The organism is Bradyrhizobium sp. P5_C11_2 (assembly GCF_054049755.1).
On the sequence record NZ_JBFULT010000015.1, the window covers coordinates 1 to 21079 of the forward strand.

Below are 21079 nucleotides of genomic sequence, written 5' to 3' on the forward strand. Positions count from 1 at the left end.
CCTCCCCCACCTTGCGAAACGTCGGGCTCTCCTCGATGCGCCAGCGCATATAGATGCCAAGCGCAACGAGGACCGCGCTGATCAGGAACGGGACGCGCCACCCCCAGGACAGCAGGTCGGCCTCCGGCAACCGCGAAATCGTCAGCGCAGCCAACGACGCCAGCACGACGCCGACGGGCCCTGCCGCCTGGATCACCGCCGCGGAGAAGCCGCGCCGGTTGCCGGGCGCCGTTTCGATCGCCATGAGGATTGCCGCGGTCGACTCGCCGCCGAGCGCGAAGCCCTGCAGGAAGCGCAGCACGACGAGCGCGACGGTCGCGATCGCGCCTACGCTGCCGTAGGTCGGCAGCAATCCGATCGACATGGTCGCAAGTCCCATGATGAGCAAGGTGCACAACAGGACGGACTTGCGGCCCAGGCGATCGCCGAAATGACCGAACACGAGCCCGCCGAGCGGTCGTGCCAGAAATCCGACGGAAAACGTCGCGAAGACAGCGATGGTCGCCGTGAGCTGATCGAATTTCGGAAAGAAGAGCTGGTCGAAGACCAGCGGCGCGATCAGGCCGTAGATGAAGAAATCGTACCATTCGATCGCGGTGCCGATGGTGCCGGCGATCAGAATGCGCCGGCGGCTGCTCGCCGTCTGCGCGGCAGCGGTGGCGGCATGTTCGTCGTAGTCTTCGAATGCTCCTGTCGTCACGTTTTCCTCCTCCGTTGTCATTGCTTGTTGTTATTGCGCTTGTTGTTATTGCCTTGCGGCCACAGGTTGGATGTGGCCGCGGAAACAGATCAGCTTGCCAGACGCGCGCCGTCGCTCTCACCGTGCCCGAGCGCGCGGGCAAGGATGTGCCCGATCGTTCCGGCCTGTGACGCGCTGCCGCGCCAGGCCACAATCTGGTCGGGACGTATCAGGGCGAGGTCGGCCTCGTAGAGATCGCGCAAGGATCTCGGCAGCGTGACGAGCTTCACATCGGCCCCAAGCCCGCGTAGCGCCTCGCCGAGCGCACCGGAAGCGGACACGACCTCTCCGAACTGGAGCAGCGTCCATTCGAGTCCGAACAGGTCGTACAAGGAGACGCCATCCTCCAGCCACGCATGCGGTGCGCGGCCCCCGGGACAGGCGCTTGGGACATAGGCATTTGCGGCGTCAGGCGGCGGCTGGCTGCCGTCGGAGACGATCAGCGGCGAGCCGTCGTAACGTCCGCCGAAGGTGACGCCGGGAATGTTGAATTCGGCACGGGCATGCTGCTCGAGATAGCTGCCTGCCGTCCGCCTGGCCTCGCTGCCGGCCTCCGTGGCGTCTTCGATCTCCGGCGCCGGCGCGAACAGGCCGAGGGAATCGGCGAAGCCGCGCGCGTAGGCGGTGTTGCGGAGCGCAACCGGACGCCGCTCGATCTCGTAGCTGTCGAGCAGCGCCGCCGGGCTCACGCCCTTGACGACACTCGCGAGCTTCCAGCCGAGATTGACCGCATCCTCGATGGCGGTGTTGTAGCCGAGGCCGCCCGTCGGCGTGAACAGGTGCGCCGCATCGCCACCAAGGAACACCCTGCCCCGCTGCATCGCATTCGCGACCAGCGCGTGGCCGGCGGTCCAGGTCAGGAAGGACAGCACCTCGCATGCGATCGGCGCGCCGCATGCGCGCTGGAACGCCGCCTTGGCCTCGTTGACCCTGATCGCACTCTCGTCTTCGCCCGGCCGGAGCTGCGTGTGAAACGCGAACTCGTCGCGTCCGTTCACGGAGGCCATGAAGGCGCGGCGATCGCCGTTGAAGCAGTTGTACATCCACGCCCTGGCGTGCGGAATGCCGGCGTAGAAATCAGGTGAGCGGAGATAGACGGCCAGCATGCGACCGCCCATGAAATCGCGCTGGGTCCCGGTCTCGCCGCCATAGGCGATTCCGAGCGACTGCCGGACCATCGAGCGCGGCCCGTCGGCGCCGACCAGGAAGTCGGATCGGACCTCAAAGCGGCGACCGTCGTCGAGGCACTCGACTTCGCCGACAATGCCCTCGTCACTTTCGGCGTAGTCGATCAGCCGATGACCATAGTCGAGCCGGATTCCGGGGAGCCGCTCGGCGTGGCGGCGAAGCACGGCCTCGACATATTTCTGCGAGACGCGATGCGGCAGCTCCGCGGCGCTCCAGGAGCCCGACATCCCCTTGATGAGCTCGCTCGCACGCGACGATGATGGCAACGCAAATCGCGCCAGTTCATAACCGGTGTAGCGCGTGAAGTAGGCGACGTCGGTCGGATAATCGGCGGGCAGACCTTCCCGTCTGATCTCGTCGGCGAAACCCAAGCGCCGATAGTGCTCCATCGAGCGGGCCTGGGTCGCATTGGCCTGCGGATTGAACGCCGTTCCGGGCTTTTCGTCGATCAGGATCGCGGAAACACCGCGGCGGCCGAGCTCGTTGGCCAGCATCAGACCGCATGGCCCGCCGCCCACGATGAGCACCGAGGCACTCAGATTTGTCTCCAAGACGCTTCTCCCTACCAGCATTATCCTGCATGGTAAGGTAGCCTGACGATATCGTCAAGTAGCCTGACTACTTGGCGTCGTCGAGCGTGTCGAACCTCTCGCCATAGAGTGCCAATCCCTTCAGGATCGCATCCATCGTCGCCTTGCCGAGCTCGGCGCGCATCTCCCGTTCGGCGATATCGACCGCATCACGAAATGCGTCGAGCCATTTGAGCCCGGCCGGTGTGAACATGACGATGCGGGCACGCCGGTCAGTCGGATCTGCAACGCGATCCACCAGTCCGAGCTCGGCGCATTGATCGACCAGTTCGCCCATGGCCTGCTTGCTCATCGAGGCGCGGCGGGCGAGCTCGGTAAGTCTCGTCCCCTCCACGTCGAGATTGCGGGTCAGGCCGACATGCGCGATGCGCGTTTCGTCATGCCCCCTGTCGCTCATCAATTCGAGCACACGGGCCTCGAAGCGCCGCACTGCGTTGTTGAGCAGGCGGCCAATGTTGGCATGCCGCCACGCGGTCCCGGATGTCCTGGCTTTCAATGATATGCCTTCTCGAAGCAGTCGGTATTCCAGAGTGTTTGTGACTTATTTCGTGGCGTCTATCCAGATCCCCGGCTCTGAATGCTCGCGGATGTAGGTCACCAGGAAGTCGGAGAAAACCCTGATCTTGGCCGGCAGTCCCGCACGATTCTGATAGGCGACGTTCATGGTGAGCAGAGGCAGCTCCCAATCCATCAGGATCGGGACGAGGCGGCCCGCGGCGATGTCGCTCTGGACGATGTAGAGCGGCTGGATGAGGATGCCGAGACCCGCCAGCGCCGCGCCGCGGATGACCTGGCCGTCATTGCTGTCGAGCGTCGGCGTGATACGGATGGTCTGCGCACCGCTGCTCTTGCGCAGACGCAGGGAATACGGGTCGTTCGCAAGATTGTAGACCAGCATATTGTGACGCGCGAGATCGGCGGGCTGCTCCGGTTCGCCATGGCTCGCGAGATATGACGGCGCGGCCGCGAGCACGCGGCGCATCTGGCCGATGCGGCGTACGATGATGTTGGAATCCGGCTCTTGCTCGCGCGTCCGGATCGCCACGTCGATACCCGCCTCGATGAAGTCGGGGTAGCGGTTGGCGGTGGTGATCTGCATGTTGAGCTTCGGATAACGCGCGCGGAAGGCCGGCAGCATCGGCGCCAGATAGATCACCGCAAAGGACAGCGAGCTCGTGACGCGCAGCGTGCCCTGAGGCGACAGGGCGCGATCGCTGACGATGTCCTCGGCTTCCGCCAATTCATTCAGCACCGGGTTGCAACGCTCCAGCAGCTCCTGCCCTGCCTCCGTCAACCACAACCGGCGCGTATTGCGCTCGATCAGCCGAACGGCGAGGCGCTCCTCCAGCGCACTGAGGTAGCGGCTGGCGGCGGCATTCGACATGCGCAATGCCTCGGCGGCTTTGGACAGGCTGCCGAGCTCGGCGGTCTTGGAGAACACCTCCAATTGCAGCAAGCGGTCCATTTTTTCACTTTTAGAAAAAGAGACTTACAATTATTGGCCTTTATTTCCATATCCCGCAAGGCAAAGTGGCCTGAAGACAAGCAAGATGCAGGCGAGGAATAGGGAAATGTCGGGCCCGATCAGGCACATCGTGATGTGGCGGCTGCGCGGGGAGACGCCTGAGGAGCGCTCCGCTGCCCGGGTCAAGGTCAAGACCCTGTTCGAAGGCCTGCGCGGCCGGATCGAAGGCCTCACCCATATCGAAGTCGGCCTCGACGTCAGCGATGTCGATTACGCCTGCGACGTCGTCCTGTTCTCCGAGTTCACCGATCACGCGGCGCTTGCCGCCTATGCCACCCACCCCGAACACCTGCGGGTGCGCGAGGCGCTGGGCGACTTGCGGATCGGGCGCTTCCAGGTCGATTATCCCATCAAAGAGACCGGCACATGATCGGTTCGTTCACCTTTGAAAACCTGCCCTGCCGCGTCGTGTTCGGCAGCGGAACCTTGGCCGCGGCCAAAGCCGAGGTCGAGCGGCTCGGCGGCAAGCGCGCGCTGGTGCTGACGACGCCGCAGCAGGAAGCGCAGGGCAAAAGCCTGGGTGCAGCGCTCGGCCCGCTCTATGCCGGGCTTTTCCCGGGCGCCACCATGCACACCCCGGTTGACGTCACGGAGCGGGCCCTCGCGGCGATGAAGGCGTGCGATGCCGACTGCGTGGTTTCGCTCGGCGGCGGCTCGACGACGGGGCTCGGCAAGGCGCTGGCCTTGCGCACCGGCGTCAACCAGCTTTGCATTCCCACCACCTATGCCGGCTCCGAGATGACGCCGATCGTCGGCCAGACCGAGAACGGCCTCAAGACCACGGTGCGCGACCCGGCCGTGCTGCCCGAGACCGTGATCTACGATGTCGATCTCACCCTGACGCTGCCGCCGAGCCTGGCCGCGACATCCGGCATCAATGCGATCGCGCATGCCGTGGAGGCGCTTTACGCGCGCGACACCAATCCCGTCACCTCGCTGATGGCGGAAGAAGGCATTCGCGCACTCGCGCGTGCCCTGCCCGCCATTGCCGCCAAAAGCAACGACCGCGAGGCCCGCACCGAGGCGCTCTATGGTGCCTGGCTGTGCGGCGTCTGCCTCGGCACCGTCGGCATGGCGCTGCATCACAAGCTCTGCCACACGCTCGGCGGCACCTTCGATCTGCCGCACGCCGAGACCCATACCATCGTGCTGCCGCATGCGCTGGCCTACAACGCACCGGCCGTGCCCGATGCGATGGCGCGCATCTCGCGCGCGATCGGCGCCGCCGATGCGTCGCAGGGACTTTACGACCTCGCAAAACGGCTGAATGCAAAGCTTGCGCTGCGCGACGTCGGCATGCCCGAGAGCGGCATCGACAAGGCGGCCGATCTCGCCGTCACCAATGCCTACTGGAATCCGCGCCCGCTCGAGCGGGGCGCCATCCGCGACCTGATCGCGAGCGCCTGGGCCGGCGAGCAGCCAGGCGCAATCAAAGCGGCGGTTTAGAGCGATGCGGCGCACGCTGATCAAATCCGCGGCCGTCATCAGCATGGATGATGCGATCGGCGATCTTCGCACCGGCGACGTGCTGGTCGAGGGCAATCGCATCGTCGACGTGCGCCCCGACATCGACCTCGGTAGTGGCACGGCCGAAACGGAGATCGTGGACGGCACAGGCCGCATCGTCATCCCCGGCCTGATCAACGCGCATATGCACACCTGGCAGACGGCGTTGCGTGGCTACGCCGCGAACTGGACACTGCTCGAATATTTCCGCCGCATGCATGCCGGGCTGGCAACAGTGTTCCGTCCCGAGGACATCCATATCGCGACGCTGGTCGGCGCGCTGAACCAGATCAATTGCGGCACCACGACACTGGTCGACTGGTGCCACAACAATCCAACCCCCGCCCATACCGACGCCGCCGTGCGCGGCCTGATCGAGAGCGGCATCCGCGCCGCCTTCTTTCACGGCTCGCCCAAACCCGAGCCGAAGCCGGGCGAGCCGCACTTCTCGGAAGTGCCGCATCCGCGCCGCGAGGTCGAGCGGCTGCTGGCCGGCCCCCTCGCCGACCGCGATGGCCTCGTCACGCTCGGGCTTGCGATTCTCGGTCCGCATTATTCGACGCTCGACGTCGCGATGCACGACTTCCGCATGGCGCGGGAGCTCAAGCTGATCGCCTCGATGCACCAGGGCGGCGGCCCGGCCAAGACGCCGGGCGGCTGGGAGAAGCTGATCGCGGCCGGCCTCGTCGGTGCCGGCGTCAACATCGTCCACGGCAACGATCTGCCCGACGACCTCCTCGACCGCTTGGTCGACCTCGGCGTGTCGTTCTCGGTGACGCCCGAAAACGAGATGATCCAGGGGCACGGCTTTCCGATCACCGGACGGCTACTCAAGCGCGGCGTGCGTCCCACCATCGGCATCGATCTGGAATCCGTGCTGGCCGGCGATCTCTTCTCCGCCGCTCGCGTCGCGCTGTCGATGCAGCGGGCGCTCGACAATGCGGAATCGCGCCGGGACAGCGGCACCATTCCAGCGACCACCACCATCCCCGTGCGCGAGGCGCTGCGCTGGATCACGACGGAAGGCGCCCGCATGCTCGGCCGCGAGAGCCAGATCGGCTCGCTGACGCCGGGCAAGCTCGCCGACCTCGTCATCATCAACGCATCCGATCTCAACCTCTTTCCCGTGCACGACCCCGTCGCGACCGTCGTGATGCAGACGAGCCTCGCCAATATCGAGGCGGTCATGATCGGCGGCGCCTGGAAGAAACGGAACGGCCGGCTGCAGGCCGAAGGGCTCGAGAGCAAGAAAGAGCTGCTCGGGCAATCCGGCCGGCGACTGGTGCAGGACATCGAACGACAGGGACGCGCCGCCTGAAGGCGCCAACGGACGAGAGCAATGACAGACGCTTCGAAGAACATCGCTTTCATCGGGATCGGCAAGATGGGCCTGCCGATGTCGGTGCTCGTCGCCAAGGCCGGTTACGCCGTGACCGCCTTCGACCAAAGTGCCGCCCGGCTGAACGAGGCGCGCTCGCAAGGCATCGGTATCGCCGCTTCGCAGGCCGAAGCCGTCATCGGACGGGCCGCAGTCGTTACGTCCCTGCCCGATGATACGGTCTTGCGCGCCGTGACGCTCGGCCCCAGCGGCCTCATCGCCGCCATGGCCCCTGGCGCCGTTCTGATCGAGACCAGCACCGTGAGCGTCGAGGCTTCCGCCGAAGTCGACGCCGCCGCGCAGGCCCGCGGCATTGCCTATCTTCGTTCGCCGGTGTCCGGCAATGCCAGCATCGTCCATACCGGCGCGCTGAGCTGCTTCGTCTCGGGGCCGAAGGACGCCTTCGAAAACGCAAAACCGCTGTTCACAACCTTCACCCGCGCCCAGACCTATCTCGGACCGGGCGAGGAAGCGCGCTATGCCAAGCTCGCGGTCAATCTGATGATCGCGGTGTCGGCCGCGATGATGGCGGAAAGCCTGGCGCTGGCGCGCAAGGGTGGGATTGCCTGGCAGGATATTCTGAAGGTGCTCGACGACAGCGCGGTGGCTTCGCCGATGGTGAAGTACAAGACCGCGCCGCTGCGCAATCGTGATTTCGAGTCTACTTTCTCCTGCAAGCAGATGGCCAAGGACCTCGATCTCATCCTCGGTGCCGGCCAAGCCGTAGGCGTACCCTTGCAGCTCGCCGCGCAGGTACGAGAGACCTACGGATCGCTGGTCGCGCAGGGCGATGGCGACACCGACTTCATCGCGACCGTCAAACATCTCGAGCGGCTGTCCGGCCTCGGCGAGCCCAAACTGTGATCAACGGAGGCACATATGCGCAATTTCAACGAGAACACGATCACCGACGCAGTGCTCGAGCGGATCGAAGGCGCGACTGATCCCCGGATCAAGCAGGTCAGCGAAGCGTTGGTCCGGCACCTTCATGCTTTCGTCCGCGAGGTCCGCCCGACCCAGAAGGAATGGGAATACGGCATCGACTTCCTGACCCGCACCGGTCACATGTGCGACGACAAGCGCCAGGAATTCATCCTGCTGTCGGACACGCTCGGCGTCTCCATGCTGGTTGATGCAATCAACCACCCGGTGCCGGAAGGCGCGACCGAGACCACGGTGCTCGGCCCGTTCTTCGTCCAGGCCTCGCCCGAGAAGCAGAACGGCGCTGACATCTCCGGTCCCATGGAGGGTGATCCGATGCTGGTCACCGGCTCGGTCTCGATCGTCGACGGACGGCCGCTTGCGGGCGCCGTCGTGGACGTCTGGCATTCCGACGATGACGGCTATTACGACGTGCAGCAGCTCGACAAGATCGGCGATCTCGCGATGCGCGCGCGCTTCCACACCGACCAGAACGGCCGCTTCCATTTCTGGTCGATCAAGCCTGCCGCCTATCCGATCCCGCATGACGGTCCGGTCGGCGAGATGCTGGAGGTGCAGGGCCGTCATCCCTGGCGGCCGGCGCACGTGCATTTCATGATCTCAGCGCCGGGCTTCGAGCAGCTCGTGACCCATGTGTTCGTCGCCGGCGACCAGTATCTCGACAGCGACGTGGTGTTCGGCGTCAAGGACAGCCTGATCCGCGAGTTTGTGCAGTGCCCGCCCGGCCGTGCGCCGGATGGTCGCATGGTGGACGCGGCGTATTTCCACCTCAACTATGATTTCGGTCTGAAGCAGGTTGCGAGCAGCGCGCAGGCGGCCTAAGCCGGACAAACCGAACGGGCCGGCAAGAGTCCGCGAGAGGATACGAACGGGGAGAGATGATGGGACCGCGGGTCAGCATAGCCGCATTGGCCGATCGCCTGTCGGGCATGATCGGCCCGCGTGCCAGCGTGGCGCGGGCCGTGCTCGATCAGCATGGCCAGAGCGAATCCCACTACCGCAACCTGCCGCCGGACATCGTCGTCTTCCCCGAGACCACGATGGAGGTGGCCGCGATCGTCAAGCTCTGCGCCGGCGCGAATATGCCGATCGTGCCGTTCGGCGCCGGCACCTCGCTTGAGGGCAATGCGGCCTCCGTCGCCGGCGGCGTCTGCTTCGATTTCGCGCGCATGAACAAGGTGCTGGCGGTGCACGAGAGCGACATGGATGTCGTCGTGCAGCCCGGCATCACCCGAAAGCAGCTCAATGCCGAGCTGCGTGGCACCGGCCTGTTCTTCCCGATCGACCCCGGCGCCGATGCCTCGATCGGCGGCATGACGTCCACCCGCGCCTCCGGCACCATGGCGGTGCGCTACGGCACCATGAAGGACAACGTCATGGCGCTGGAAGTGGTGCTGGCCGACGGGCGCGTGATTCGCACCTCGCAACGGGCACGCAAATCAGCGGCCGGCTACGACCTGACGCGGTTGTTCGTCGGCGCGGAAGGCACCCTCGGGCTCATCACCGAGATCACGCTGAAGCTGCATCCCGTGCCGCAGGCGATCTCGGCCGCGGTTTGCAGCTTCGACACCCTGCATGATGCCGTCGACACCGCGATCTCCGTGATCCAGTCCGCGATCCCCGTGGCGCGCATCGAACTGCTCGACGACGTCATGATGCGCGGCATCAATGCCTACGCAAAGCTCGGCTATCGCGAAGCCCCGACCCTGTTCTTCGAATTCCATGGCTCCGAGACCTCCGTTGCCGAGCAGGCAGAGGCCGCAGAGGCGATCGCCGCCGACCATCGCGGCCATGGCTTTGCCTGGGCCAAGGCACAGGAAGACCGCAGCCGGCTCTGGCACGCCCGCGACAACACGCTCTATGCCGGCCTGGGCTTGCGGCCCGGCGCGCGCGCCGTGATCACCGATGTTTGCGTGCCGATCTCAAGGCTCGCGGAATGCCTGACCGAGACGCGGCGGGACGCGGACGAGCACGGTTTCACCGCTCCGATCGTCGGCCATGTCGGCGACGGTAATTTCCACATGCTGATCCTGATCGATCCGGCAAAGCCGGAGGAGAGCGAAGGCGCCAAGGCGCTTCAGGCGCGCATGGTCGCGCGCGCCATCGCCATGGACGGCACCTGCACCGGCGAGCACGGTATCGGGCTCGGCAAGATCGACTATCTCGCCGACGAGCTCGGCGAGGCCGTGGACGTGATGCGGTCGATCAAGACGGCCCTCGATCCCAATGGATTGATGAATCCCGGCAAGATTTTTGCGGGAGCACACGCATGAGCACCGCGGCACTGGCCACTGCGCCCTCGCCCACGCCACTGCTCGAGCTGCGCGGCATCAGCAAGGAGTTTCCCGGCGTCAAGGCGCTGGACGACGTGTCCTTTGCCGTCTTCCCCGGCGAAGTCCACATGCTGTTAGGGGAGAACGGCGCCGGCAAGTCGAGCCTGATGAAGGTGCTGTGCGGCGCCTACAGCGCCGACGCCGGCGAGTTCTACCACAAGGGCGAGAAGGTCGCGATCAACTCGACGGCCGATGCACAGAAGCTCGGCATCGCCGTGATCTTCCAGGAATTCTCGCTCGTCCCCTATCTCGACATCGCGCAGAACATCTTCCTCGGCCGCGAGCCAATGGGCCGCATCCCCAGCACGATCGACCGCCGCAAGATTCTGGCCGACGCCAAGCGCGTGCTCGATATGATCGGCTTCGAGATCGATCCCTCCACCACCGTCGACAAGCTCGGCGTAGCGCAGCAGCAGATGGTCGAGATCGCGAAAGCGATCAGCCAGAATGCGCGCATCCTGGTCATGGACGAGCCGACGGCGGCGCTATCCGACCGCGAGACCGAGCTCCTGTTCGCGCTGATCGCGCGGCTCAAAGCCGACGGCGTGTCGATCGTCTATATCTCGCATCGCATGGCCGAGGTGTTCGCGCTCGGCGACCGCATCACGGTGCTGCGCGACGGCCGCCGCATCGACGGCGTCCGCCCCGCCGACGTCACGCCGGACCAGCTCGTCCGCATGATGGTCGGCCGCACCGTGGACATGACCTATCCGCGCAATTTTGCCGACAAGCCCGGCGAATTGCTGCTCGAGGTCAAGGGCCTCTCCTCGTCGACCGGTATCTCCGACATCAACATCGAGGTGCGCCGGGGCGAGATTGTCGGCCTGTGCGGCCTGGTCGGCTCGGGTCGCAGCGAGGTTGCGCGGGCCATTTTCGGCGCCGATCCCGTCAATTCCGGCGAGATCATCTTTGACGGCAAGGCCATTTCCGGCGAGCCCGACCTCGCCGCACGCCGCGGCATCGCGCTGGTCCCGGAGAGCCGCAAGAGCGAGGGCCTCGCCCTGTTGCGGTCGGTGAGCGACAATCTGGTGGTGTCGGCGCTGCGAAAACTGTTTCCGAGCGGCCTGTTCGACCGGCGTAGCGCACAGCGCACGTCGGACGGCCTGATCCGGCAGCTCAGGATCGCCACGCCGAGCGCGCGGCAGACCGTCGGACTGCTCTCCGGTGGTAACCAGCAGAAGGTCGTGATCGGCAAGTGGCTGGCGGCCGGCTCGAAGCTTTTCATCTTCGACGAGCCGACGCGGGGCATCGACATCGGCGCCAAGTCCGAGATTTTTGCACTGATCGACCGGCTGGTCGCGGAAGGCGCAGCCGCCCTGATGATCTCGTCCGAGCAGGTCGAGATCTGCCATGTCTGCGACCGCGCCTATGTGATGCGCGAGGGCCGCATTGCCGGCCATCTGACCCGCAACGAATTGACCGAGGAGAACATCGTGCGACTGGGGATGCATCATGCGTGAGGCCGCGGTCGTTTCACAGCCCAATCCGCTGCAACGCATTCCCGGCGTTGCCATCGTGCTGGTGCTCCTGATCGCGCTGTTCGGCGCAATCGCGCCCGGATTCCTGTCGGTCGCCAACCTCTCCAACGTGCTGGTGCAGTCGACGATCCTGACCATGCTCGCATTGCCGATGACCCTGATCATCATGACCGAGGGGCTGGACCTGTCGATGGGCGCGGTGCTGACGCTGACCTCGCTCTGCGTCGCCATCGTGTCGCTCGCGACCAAGTCGATGCTGCTGGGCCTGGGCGCCGGCCTGCTGGTCGGGGCCGCCTTCGGCACCGTCAACGGCTGGCTGGTCGCGATTGTCGGCATTCCGCCCTTCGTCGCGACGCTCGGCACGCTCGGCATGGCGCAAGGCCTGTCGCTGATCGTGAGTGACGGCCAGAGCGTGGTCGGCATTCCCCACAGCGTGCGCGACATCTATTCGGCGACGCTTCTGGGTGTGCCGGTCCCGATCGTGATGGCGCTGGTGACTTACGCAGCGTTCCACGCGCTGCTCTATCACACCCGCTTCGGCACCTACATCTTTGCGCTCGGCGGCAACCGCGAGGCGCTGCGTTATGCCGGCCTCTCGCCGAACCGGCTGCTGATCGCGGTTTATGCGATCGGCGGTGCCATGGCCGGCATCGCCGGCCTGCTGATGACCGCAAGGATGAACTCCGGCCATCCGACCGCTGGCCTCGGCCTTGAATTCGATGCCATCGCCGCGGTGGCGGTCGGCGGCACCTCCTTCGAGCGCGGCAATGGCTGGCTGCTCGRCACGTTGCTCGGCGTGATCGCGGTCGGCGTGCTGCGCAATGGGCTCAACCTGATCTCGATGCCCTCCTCGGTGCAGGTCGCAAGCGTCGGCGTCCTCGTCATCGTCGCACTGTTCCTCGACGGCCTGCGGAGCCGCGCATGACCGACATCAGCAAAGAGGCGATCGTGCCGCCCCGCTCCTTCCTGTCGCAGGACGCGATCCAGGTGTTCTATCGCCTGCTCGCGGCGCTGCTGATCTGCGCGGTGCTGGCCGTGCTCAGCGATTCCTTCCTGAGCCTCGGCAACATCCTCAACGTGCTCCGGCAGGCGAGCCTGACCTTCTTCATCGCCTCGGGCTTGACCCTCGTGGTCCTGACCGCGGGCCTCGATCTCTCCGTCGGCGCCAATGTCGCGCTGTCGGCCTGCATCGCCGGCACCGTGATCCACAAGACCGGCTCGCCAGCGCTTGGTATCCTCACCGGGCTCGCCTGCGGCGGCATCGTCGGGCTGCTCAACGGCGTGATGGTCACCGCGCTGCGCATCCCCTCCTTCATCGCCACCTACGGCATGCTCTGGGTGCTGAACGGCCTCACCTACTGGTACATGGCGGGCGAGACCCTGCACGGCTTCCCGGCAGGCTTCCGCCAGATCGGCAGCGGCTATCTGTTCGGACTGCCCATCCCGGTCTACCTGCTGCTGGTGTTCCTTGGGATCGGGACGCTGTTTGCCCAGCGAACGATCTGGGGCCAGGAGATCTATGCGATCGGCGCCAATCCGGTCGCGGCACGGCTCTCCGGCATCCCGGTCGCGCGCCGCCTGCTGCTGGTCTACGCCGTCTCCGGCACCATGGCGGGCCTTGCCTCGATCATCTTCCTGTCGCGGCTCAATTCGGCAGAGGCCGACATCGGCGAAAGCCTGACGCTGCCGGCGATCGCGGCCGTGCTGATCGGCGGCACCTCGCTGTTCGGCGGTGTCGGCACCGTGTTCGGCACCTTCATCGGCGCGCTGATCCTGACGCTGGTCCTGAACGGCATGAACCTCTTGTCGGTCAGCGCCAACTGGCAGCCGCTCGTCACCGGAATCATCGTCATTCTCGCGGTCTGGCTCGACATGAAGACGCGCCGCCGCGCGTAACGAGTACTTGAAAAATCCAACAAGCAAAACGAGGGATGGAGGCAACATGAGACAACAGAAACTGGGCTACGTGACGTCTTATTTGGCGCTGCCGCTGCTGATGGCCGCGGCACTCACCACGCAGGCCCGCGCCGACGGCGAGACCATCGCCGTCTTCACCAAGAACCAGACCAACCCGTTCTTCCAGACGGTGCGGGTCGGCGCCGACAACATGGCGAAGGCGCTGAACGCGAAGACGCTGCAATACATCCCAACCAAGCCGGATTCGATCCCCGAGCAGCTCAGCCAGATCGAGGACGTCGTGGTGAAGAAGCCGAGCGCCATCGTCTTCACGCCGGTCGACTACAAGGCGATGGTGCCGGGCGTCGAGAAGATCAACGACGCCAAGATCCCGGTGGTCAACATCACCGACCGCTCCGCCGGCGGCAAATTCCTGTCCTTCGTCGGCGCCGACGATTACAGCCTCGGGCTCGAGACCGCGCGCCATCTGCTGAAGACGCTCGGCGGCAAGGGCAACATCGTCATCATCGAGGGCGTCAAGGGCTCGCTGACCAATGTCGACCGTGTCAGAGGCTTCAACGACGCGCTGAAGGAGAACGCCGGCGCAAAACTCCTGGCCTCGCAGCCAGGCAATTACCAGCGGCTCCAGGCGCTCCAGGTGATGGAGAATTTGATGCAGTCGAACGCGCAGATCGACGGCGTGCTGGCCGCCAACGACGCCATGGCGGTCGGCGCGATCGAGGCCCTCGACGGCGCCAACCGCAAGGCGCAGGTGATCGGCATCAACGGCACCAAGGAGGCGATCGATGCGATCAAGTCCGGCAAGCTGCTCGCGAGCGGCGACTACAACGGATTTGCGCAAGGCTGCCTCGGCACCATGATGGCGATCCGCAGCTTGCGCAACCAGCCGGTCATCAACGAGATCGTGCTGAAACCGACGGTCATCACCAAGGACAATTACCAGCCGTTCGACGTGCCGCTGGAGCAACGGACCTGCCCGACCTTCGAGGACGCCGGCAAGCTCGGCGGCAAATAAGCCAGCCAATCACGACAGACCCGGACGGCCGCTTCCTCGCGGCCGTCCCAAGAACCGGAGACACCATGCTGTTCGCAATCCACGCTCTCGACCGCGCCGGCGCGCTTCCGACCCGGCTCGCCAACTATGACGCTCACAAGGCCTTCCTGAGCGACACCTCAAAATTTGGCGTCAAGATCGTGATGTCGGGACCCCTCGTCTCCGACGACGGCGCGACCATGATCGGCAGCCTGTTCCTGATCGAGGCCTCGAGCCGCGCAGAGGTCGAAGCCTTCAACGGCGCGGACCCCTTTGCCGCGGCCGGGATCTGGGAGAAGGTCACGATCACGGGGTTTCTGCGCCGCCAGGGTTGAAGGGATTGCAGCACACGCATGCTTCGACCGCCCGCGGTTGATGTTCAACTCCAACAGGATTCGTGGCAGACAGGAGTGAGCAAGGCCGATCGCAGCTACGGTGGGTCATCGCATGCCGCCCCGGAGACTCCATGGTAGATGAGACCCGTTCGCCAAATCGGCCGCTCGATCCCCGCACCAACTGGTCCGCGCTTGCCCAGGCGGAGCGCGACGCCGCCTATGACAACAACAGCGCCGTCAAGAACAGCGCGGCCCTGATCGCCGAGCGCAATGAAGCTTCGGGACGGCTGCGGAAGAGCCTGACATCGCATCTCGATCTGCCTTACGGCGAGCGGGCGAACAACAAGATCGACCTCTACCCGGCCGCGCAGCCTGATGCGCCCTGCCTGGTGTTCCTGCATGGCGGCTATTGGCAGCGCAATTCGCGCGAGCTGTTCGCCATGCTGGTCGAAGGCGTCGCCGCGCATGGCTGGTCGGTTGCGATCCCCGGATACTCGCTGGCGCCCCAGGTTTCCCTGACCGAGATCGTCGCAGAAATCCCCAGGGCGCTCGACTGGCTCGCTGCGCATGGCGCATCCTATGGCATCGCCGGGCCGGTCGTCCTGTCGGGCTGGTCGGCGGGCGCCCACCTCGTGGCGATGGCACTGGACCATCCGCGTGTCCATGCCGGACTGGCAATGTCCGGCGTCTACGATCTGGCGCCGATCCGCGATACCGGGCTCAACAACGCGCTGAAGCTGACGGACGAGGAAGTCGCCACGCTCTCGCCGCTTCGCCTGCCCGTGACGCACAAGCGGCTCGACATCGCCTACGGCACCGTCGAGCTTCCGGCCCTCGTGCTCGATTCAATCAATTTCGACGACAAGCGCGCGGCCGCGAAGGCGCCCGGCAAACTGATCCCGGTCGAGGGCGCCGACCATTTCACGATCCTTGAGGCGTTGCGTCGCCCTGACGGCATTCTGGTGGACGCTGTCCGCCGGTTGCTGGATTAAAAAACGCGAAAACAACCCCATGCACAGTAGGACTGCCCTTGTTTCTAAAGACGAATCCACGCCGCTTCTAAAGGCAAATCCACGTCGCGCGAGGCTTTGACACGTCGGGCAAAACAGGGGCAGAATGCCATCATCGCCCCGACTGTCCCGCCCCCGCATCAATCCAGACCTGCTCTCCCGTGACCCGGACCGGATAGAGCCGCAACGGCGGACTTGGCCAGCCCGAAGAAATGCTGCCGTCGCGCAAATCGAACGATGCTGCGTGACGCGGACAAACCAGCCGGCCCACCGCAACATGTCCAAGGCCGAGATCCGCCTGCTCGTGCGGGCACGCGCGTTCGCAGGCGGTGACCTCGCCGTCGTTCCAGATCACGAGCATATCGAGCCCGGCGACGCGGACGATGCTCTCTGCCTTCAGCCGGCTGAGGTCGCAAACCGGAATCCACCCATGCCCGTCCGGGCGGACAGACGCGTCATCCACCGAGATAGGCCTTCCGCACATGCTCGTTCTCGATCAGCTCGGAGCCTGCGCCGGACAACACGATGCGGCCGCTCTCGAGCAGATAGGCGTGGTCGCACATGTCGAGCGCGGCGAACGCGTTCTGCTCGACCAGAAGCACCGTGGTGCCGGCGTCGCGGATGCGACGGATGATCGCAAAGGTACGTTCGACGATGTTGGGAGCAAGCCCGAGCGAGGGCTCGTCGAACATGATCAGCCGTGGCCGCGACATCAGCGCACGCCCGATCGCGAGCATCTGCTGCTCACCGCCGGACAGCGTACCCGCCGCCTGGCGGCGCCGTTCGGCAAGCCGCGGAAATTCCAGGTAGATGCGGTCGCGATCGGCCGCGATTTCGCCCGAACCGCTCCGGAGGTAAGCCCCCATGTCGAGGTTCTCCTCGACGCTCATATGCGGAAACACCCGCCGGCCTTCCGGGCAATGCGCAATGCCGCTCGCCAGCACGCGCGGCGGCTTCGCCGCGGTGATGTCGATGCCGTCAAACAGCATCTGCCCCGAGCGCGGCGGCACCAGTCCCGAAATCGCGCGCAGCGTCGTGCTCTTGCCGGCGCCGTTGGCGCCGATCAGAGCCACCAGCTGTCCGGCCTTCACCTCCAGCGAGATGCCGCGCAGCGCGGTGACGCCGCCATAGCCGCACACCATGTCGCGGATCTCAAGCACGCGCCGCTCCATGTCCGAGATAGGCCTCGATCACCGCCGGATCGTTACGGATCACGTCGGGCGTCCCCTCGGCGATGATGCGGCCGTAGTTCAACACCACGATGCGATCCGAGACCGTCATCACCATCGGCATGTCATGCTCGACCAGCAGGATGGTGATGCCGCGGTCGCGGATGCCGCGGATCAGCTCGACGAACCTGTGGGTTTCCGAGGCATTCATGCCCGAGACCGGCTCGTCGAGCAGCAGCATCGATGGCTCTGCCGCGAGCGCCAGCGCGACGCCGACCAAACGCTGCTCGCCGTAGGACAGCGAGCCGGCAGCATCGTGGGCGCGGCGTTCGAGGCCGACCCATTCGATCAGCTCGCTCGCGCGCTGCCGCAGCTTGCGCTCCGCGGCGCGCGCACGCGGCATGCCGAGGATGGCGTCAAGCAGCCCGACCCGGCCCTGGCGGTGCAGCCCGATGAGAAGATTGTCGTAGACCGTGTCATTCGGGAAAACGCTGGTGCGCTGGAACGTCCGGATCAGGCCGAGATCGGCGATCTGATGCGGCTTCAAACCGGTGAGCTCGGTGCCCTGATAGGTGACGCGGCCGGCGCTCGGCTCCAGAAAGCCGGTCATGACGTTGAAGGCGGTGGTCTTGCCGGCGCCGTTCGGTCCGATCAGGCTGACGATCTCACCCTCGCCCACGGTGAAGTTCATGTCGGAGATCGCGACCAGCCCGCCGAAGCGGACCGCGACCTGCTCGATCGTCATGGCAACGGCGCGCCCCGTCATCACGCCCGCTCCTTGACGCCGGTCTCGGTGAGCGCGACCGGCGTCAGCGCCGTCGTCTTGCGCCCTCGCCCGACAAATCGCTGTGCGAGCGACGGCACGATGCCGCGGGGCAGCACGAACAGGATGGCAATCAGCACGCCGCCATAGACGATCCACTGCGCTTCCGGCGCCATGATCGGACGCAGTGCGACCGGCAACAGCCCGAAGATCAGGCCGCCGACAACGGGGCCAGCCAGCGAGCCCTTGCCGCCGCTGATGACCATGATCACCATGGTGACGGTGTTGATGAAGGCAAACACTTCGGGATCGATGATCCGGATATAGTGGGCATAGAGGCTGCCGGCCGCGCCCGCAATCGCGGCTGATATCACGGCCGCCAGTGTCAGCGTCTTGGTCACGTCGATGCCGACGGAGACGGCCAGCGTTTCATTCTCCATCAGCCCGCGCATGGCGCGGCCGAAATGCGAATGAACGAGCCGCGCGATCAGGAGGTAGGCGATGAGCGCCACCGCCAGCACGAGGTAGTAGTTGTGCAGCTTGGTACGCAGCGTCAGTTCGCCAAAGCCGGGCAACGGGAGCGCAATGGAGGGAATGTTGGTCAGCGCCAGCGGGCCCTGCGTCAGCTCGACCCAGTTCAGCGCCACCAGCCGGACCACTTCGGCGAAGGAGATCGTGACAATGACGAAATAAGCGCCGCGGACCCGGAATGAGAGCAGGCCGACAAAATAGCCGCACAGCCCGGCGACGATGATCGCGAGCACGAAGCCTGCGATCGGCGGCCAGGGCTCGTGGACCAGACGCAGACCTCCGGGCAGACCGGCGTCGAAACCGAGCGATGTCAGCGCGCTGACATAGGCGCCGATGCCGAAGAAGGCGATGTGACCGAGGCTGAGCTGGCCGGTGAAGCCGAGCAGCAGGTTGAGGCTCATCGCGCCGATGACGAAGATGCCGGTCGTGATCAGCGCGTTCAGGAGATAGGGATCGCGCAGCCAGAGCGGCACCGAGGCAAGGGCTGCGACGGCGAGGATGGTGATGGCGATCCTCATCCGACGCGCTCCGCGCGCGCGAACAGGCCGGTCGGCTTGAAGATCAGCACCGCGATGATGATCACAAAGCCCATGGCGTCGCGATAGCCGGAGGAGACATAGCCGGCGCCGAGCTCCTCGGCCAAGGCCAGAATGAATCCGCCGATCACCGCGCCGGTGATGTTGCCGAGACCGCCGAGGATGACGATGGCGAACGCCTTGACTGCGGCGAGATCGCCCATTTGCGGGAAGATCACGTAGACCGGCCCGAGCAGCGCCCCCGCGACCGCCGCAAGGCTCGAGCCGATCGCGAAGGTCGAGGTGTAGATCAGATCGACGTTGACGCCCATCAGCGACGCCGTGTCGTGGTCCTGGAACGTTGCCCTCATGGCACGGCCAAGTCTGGTCCGGTTGATCACGAGGTACGTCACCACGATCAGCATTGCCGCTGCCGCCAGGACGAACAGGCGCAGCCAGGACACGGACACCGGCCCGAGCACCAGCGGCGCCTCAGGGAATGGCGTTGCCACCGATTTGGCGACGCCGCCCCAGATCCACAGCGTGCCCGACTGCATCGCGATCCAGGCGCCGATCATGACCAGCATCGTGGTGTCGATGTCGGAGCCGCGCAGCGGCCGGAGCAGCGTCAGCTCGATGGCTGCACCCAGCAGCCATCCGGCCAGCACGGCCACGGGCAAGGCGAGGAAGAAGTTCAGCCCGAGCTGTTGCACCACGATGAACATGATGTAGGCGCCGAACGTGTACAGCACGCCATGCGTGAAGTTCACCACGTTCATGATGCCGAAGATCAGCGTGAGCCCGATGCCCAGCAGCGCATAGGTGCCGCCGAGCACGAGCATGTTGATCAGATGCTGGAGAAACTCGCCCAAGGCTGGTCCCAAATTATTAAGGTGCGCATCGGGAGGGCGGGGTGCGCTGCCCTCCCCCAGAACTTGCGCGACGTCAGAGCGTCTTCATCTCGACCTTGCCCTCGTTGATCTCGATCAGATAGACGTTCGGCTGGCTCTGCCCGCTTTCCTTGCCCTCGGGGCCGGACTTGCGGAACACGATGTCGCCGTTGAGGCCCTTCAGCTTGATGTCCCACATCGCCGCCTTGATGGCCGCAGGTTCCGCCTTGCCCGCCTTCTCGATTGCGGCAGCGGCGGTGCGGATGCCGTCATAGCCGCGGAAGCTCTCGGTGCAGCCGGCAAAGTCGAACCCGCGCTTCTTCCATTCGGCGATGAAGTAGCTGGTGGCTTCCGGGTTCGGCGTCTTGTCGGGGAACCAGGGCAGGAAGGTGGTCAGATGCATGGTGCCGTTGGCCGCGGCGCCCGCCTGGGCGATGATCTGGTCCGGATTCTGCGAGCCGCCGGTGGTGATGATGCGCTTCTTCAGCCCCAGCGCGGCCGCCTGCTTGAAGATCAGCGTGAGCTGATCGACGGCGGTCGTGACGATGACGGTCTCGGACTCCGAGCTCTTGATCTTGGAGAGCTGCGCGCTCATGTCCTGCGCGCCCTGGTCCATGGTTTCGACCAGGCCGATCGTGATGCCCTTGTCCTTCATCATCTTGCTGAAGTCCTCGGCGGTGCCGCGGCCCCAGTCGTTGTTGATGACGAGGAAGTCCACCTTCTTCAGCGCGAGCTTGTCGACGATGCCCTTGAACGCCGCGGCCTCGACCGCCGAGGGCGGCGAGATGCGGAAGATGAAGGGATTGCCCGTCGTCGTGATCTTGCCCGAGGACGAAGTCTCGACCACCATGGGCGTTTCATACTCGATCAGCTTCGGCATCACCGCGAGCGTCAGGCTCGAGCCCCAGGCGCCCATCAGGACCGGCACCTTGTCGCTGGTGATGAGCTTCTCGGCAACGGCCGCCGCCTCGGTCGGATTGCTCTTGTTGTCCTCGATCACGAGCTCGATCTTCTTGCCGAGAATGCCGCCCTTGGCGTTGATCTCGTCGGCGGCGATCTTGGCGCCGTTGACGACGTAGGTGCCGGACGCCGCGAATGCGCCGGTGAGCGGCTCGTTGACACCGATCTTGATGGTCTGCGCCTGTGCCGCGCCGCCGAACAAGGCTGCCGCCAGCGCGACTGCCGGAACGAATCCAAGTGCTCGTGTCATGTTGTCTCTCCAAATCCCACGCTGTTG

General features: G+C 65.3%; 22 protein-coding genes. 12 read left to right on the forward strand and 10 right to left on the reverse strand.

Annotated elements, in window-relative coordinates; all coding sequences use genetic code 11:
• From ACXJL8_RS03180 to ACXJL8_RS03195, 4 genes are all read right to left on the reverse strand, one after another.
• Positions 1-700 (reverse strand): MFS transporter (locus ACXJL8_RS03180; protein ID WP_456684624.1); only part of this gene is annotated, 700 nt, incomplete at its 3' end.
• A gap of 89 nt (positions 701-789) precedes the next feature.
• Entirely contained in the window at positions 790-2499 is a 1710-nt protein-coding gene (locus ACXJL8_RS03185; RefSeq protein ID WP_456684625.1) for an FAD-dependent oxidoreductase, read from the reverse strand.
• 46 nt (positions 2500-2545) lie between these two features.
• Positions 2546-3013 carry a MarR family winged helix-turn-helix transcriptional regulator gene (locus ACXJL8_RS03190; RefSeq protein ID WP_456617666.1) on the reverse strand — a complete coding sequence of 156 codons (468 nt, stop codon included), beginning with the start codon at positions 3011-3013 and terminating at the stop codon, positions 2546-2548.
• Between the two features lie 45 nt (positions 3014-3058).
• The gene (locus tag ACXJL8_RS03195) at positions 3059-3982 is read right to left on the reverse strand and encodes a LysR family transcriptional regulator (protein WP_456617667.1); all 924 of its coding nucleotides are present in this window, start codon (positions 3980-3982) and stop codon (positions 3059-3061) included.
• 106 nt (positions 3983-4088) lie between these two features.
• Between ACXJL8_RS03195 and ACXJL8_RS03200 the strand changes: the two genes are divergently transcribed.
• The 12 genes from ACXJL8_RS03200 (at position 4089) to ACXJL8_RS03255 (ending at position 15956) form a co-directional block, all read left to right on the forward strand.
• On the forward strand, positions 4089-4412 hold the full coding sequence (locus tag ACXJL8_RS03200; protein ID WP_456617668.1) for a Dabb family protein: 324 nt from the start codon (positions 4089-4091) through the stop codon (positions 4410-4412).
• On the forward strand, positions 4409-5488 hold the full coding sequence (locus ACXJL8_RS03205) for a maleylacetate reductase (protein WP_456617669.1): 1080 nt from the start codon (positions 4409-4411) through the stop codon (positions 5486-5488). Before ACXJL8_RS03200 ends, ACXJL8_RS03205 begins: the two co-directional genes overlap by 4 nt.
• Positions 5489-5492: 4 nt before the next feature.
• On the forward strand, positions 5493-6866 hold the full coding sequence (locus tag ACXJL8_RS03210) for an amidohydrolase family protein (RefSeq protein ID WP_456617670.1): 1374 nt from the start codon (positions 5493-5495) through the stop codon (positions 6864-6866).
• 21 nt (positions 6867-6887) lie between these two features.
• Positions 6888-7790 carry an NAD(P)-dependent oxidoreductase gene (locus tag ACXJL8_RS03215; protein WP_456617671.1) on the forward strand — a complete coding sequence of 301 codons (903 nt, stop codon included), beginning with the start codon at positions 6888-6890 and terminating at the stop codon, positions 7788-7790.
• A 15-nt stretch (positions 7791-7805) separates the two neighbouring features.
• Complete coding sequence (locus tag ACXJL8_RS03220; protein WP_456617672.1) at positions 7806-8690, forward strand: intradiol ring-cleavage dioxygenase; 885 nt, start codon at positions 7806-7808, stop codon at positions 8688-8690.
• A gap of 59 nt (positions 8691-8749) precedes the next feature.
• The gene (locus ACXJL8_RS03225; RefSeq protein ID WP_456617673.1) at positions 8750-10141 is read left to right on the forward strand and encodes an FAD-linked oxidase C-terminal domain-containing protein; all 1392 of its coding nucleotides are present in this window, start codon (positions 8750-8752) and stop codon (positions 10139-10141) included.
• Positions 10138-11661 carry a sugar ABC transporter ATP-binding protein gene (locus tag ACXJL8_RS03230; RefSeq protein WP_456617674.1) on the forward strand — a complete coding sequence of 508 codons (1524 nt, stop codon included), beginning with the start codon at positions 10138-10140 and terminating at the stop codon, positions 11659-11661. Before ACXJL8_RS03225 ends, ACXJL8_RS03230 begins: the two co-directional genes overlap by 4 nt.
• Positions 11654-12604 (forward strand): ABC transporter permease, encoded by a 951-nt coding sequence (locus ACXJL8_RS03235; RefSeq protein ID WP_456684626.1) that lies wholly within the window; start codon positions 11654-11656, stop codon positions 12602-12604. The genes ACXJL8_RS03230 and ACXJL8_RS03235 overlap by 8 nt, the downstream gene beginning before the upstream one ends.
• Positions 12601-13575, forward strand: a complete 975-nt coding sequence (locus ACXJL8_RS03240; RefSeq protein WP_456617676.1) for an ABC transporter permease — start codon at positions 12601-12603, stop codon at positions 13573-13575. The genes ACXJL8_RS03235 and ACXJL8_RS03240 overlap by 4 nt, the downstream gene beginning before the upstream one ends.
• A 46-nt stretch (positions 13576-13621) precedes the next feature.
• On the forward strand, positions 13622-14611 hold the full coding sequence (locus ACXJL8_RS03245) for a sugar ABC transporter substrate-binding protein (protein ID WP_456617677.1): 990 nt from the start codon (positions 13622-13624) through the stop codon (positions 14609-14611).
• A 65-nt stretch (positions 14612-14676) separates the two neighbouring features.
• The gene (locus ACXJL8_RS03250) at positions 14677-14964 is read left to right on the forward strand and encodes a YciI family protein (protein WP_456617678.1); all 288 of its coding nucleotides are present in this window, start codon (positions 14677-14679) and stop codon (positions 14962-14964) included.
• Between the two features lie 131 nt (positions 14965-15095).
• The gene (locus ACXJL8_RS03255) at positions 15096-15956 is read left to right on the forward strand and encodes an alpha/beta hydrolase (RefSeq protein WP_456617679.1); all 861 of its coding nucleotides are present in this window, start codon (positions 15096-15098) and stop codon (positions 15954-15956) included.
• A 130-nt stretch (positions 15957-16086) separates the two neighbouring features.
• Here ACXJL8_RS03255 and ACXJL8_RS03260 read toward each other — a convergent pair whose 3' ends face one another.
• From ACXJL8_RS03260 to ACXJL8_RS03285, 6 genes are all read right to left on the reverse strand, one after another.
• Entirely contained in the window at positions 16087-16437 is a 351-nt protein-coding gene (locus ACXJL8_RS03260; RefSeq protein WP_456617680.1) for a Rieske (2Fe-2S) protein, read from the reverse strand.
• A complete protein-coding gene (locus ACXJL8_RS03265; protein WP_456617681.1) occupies positions 16430-17134 on the reverse strand; it encodes an ABC transporter ATP-binding protein in 705 nt (234 codons plus the stop codon). Before ACXJL8_RS03265 ends, ACXJL8_RS03260 begins: the two co-directional genes overlap by 8 nt.
• Positions 17127-17909 carry an ABC transporter ATP-binding protein gene (locus tag ACXJL8_RS03270; RefSeq protein WP_456617682.1) on the reverse strand — a complete coding sequence of 261 codons (783 nt, stop codon included), beginning with the start codon at positions 17907-17909 and terminating at the stop codon, positions 17127-17129. Before ACXJL8_RS03270 ends, ACXJL8_RS03265 begins: the two co-directional genes overlap by 8 nt.
• Positions 17909-18955 carry a branched-chain amino acid ABC transporter permease gene (locus ACXJL8_RS03275; RefSeq protein ID WP_456617683.1) on the reverse strand — a complete coding sequence of 349 codons (1047 nt, stop codon included), beginning with the start codon at positions 18953-18955 and terminating at the stop codon, positions 17909-17911. Before ACXJL8_RS03275 ends, ACXJL8_RS03270 begins: the two co-directional genes overlap by 1 nt.
• Entirely contained in the window at positions 18952-19824 is an 873-nt protein-coding gene (locus ACXJL8_RS03280) for a branched-chain amino acid ABC transporter permease (protein ID WP_456617684.1), read from the reverse strand. The genes ACXJL8_RS03275 and ACXJL8_RS03280 overlap by 4 nt, the downstream gene beginning before the upstream one ends.
• A 73-nt stretch (positions 19825-19897) precedes the next feature.
• Entirely contained in the window at positions 19898-21052 is a 1155-nt protein-coding gene (locus tag ACXJL8_RS03285; RefSeq protein WP_456617685.1) for an ABC transporter substrate-binding protein, read from the reverse strand.
• Positions 21053-21079: the final 27 nt, after the last annotated feature.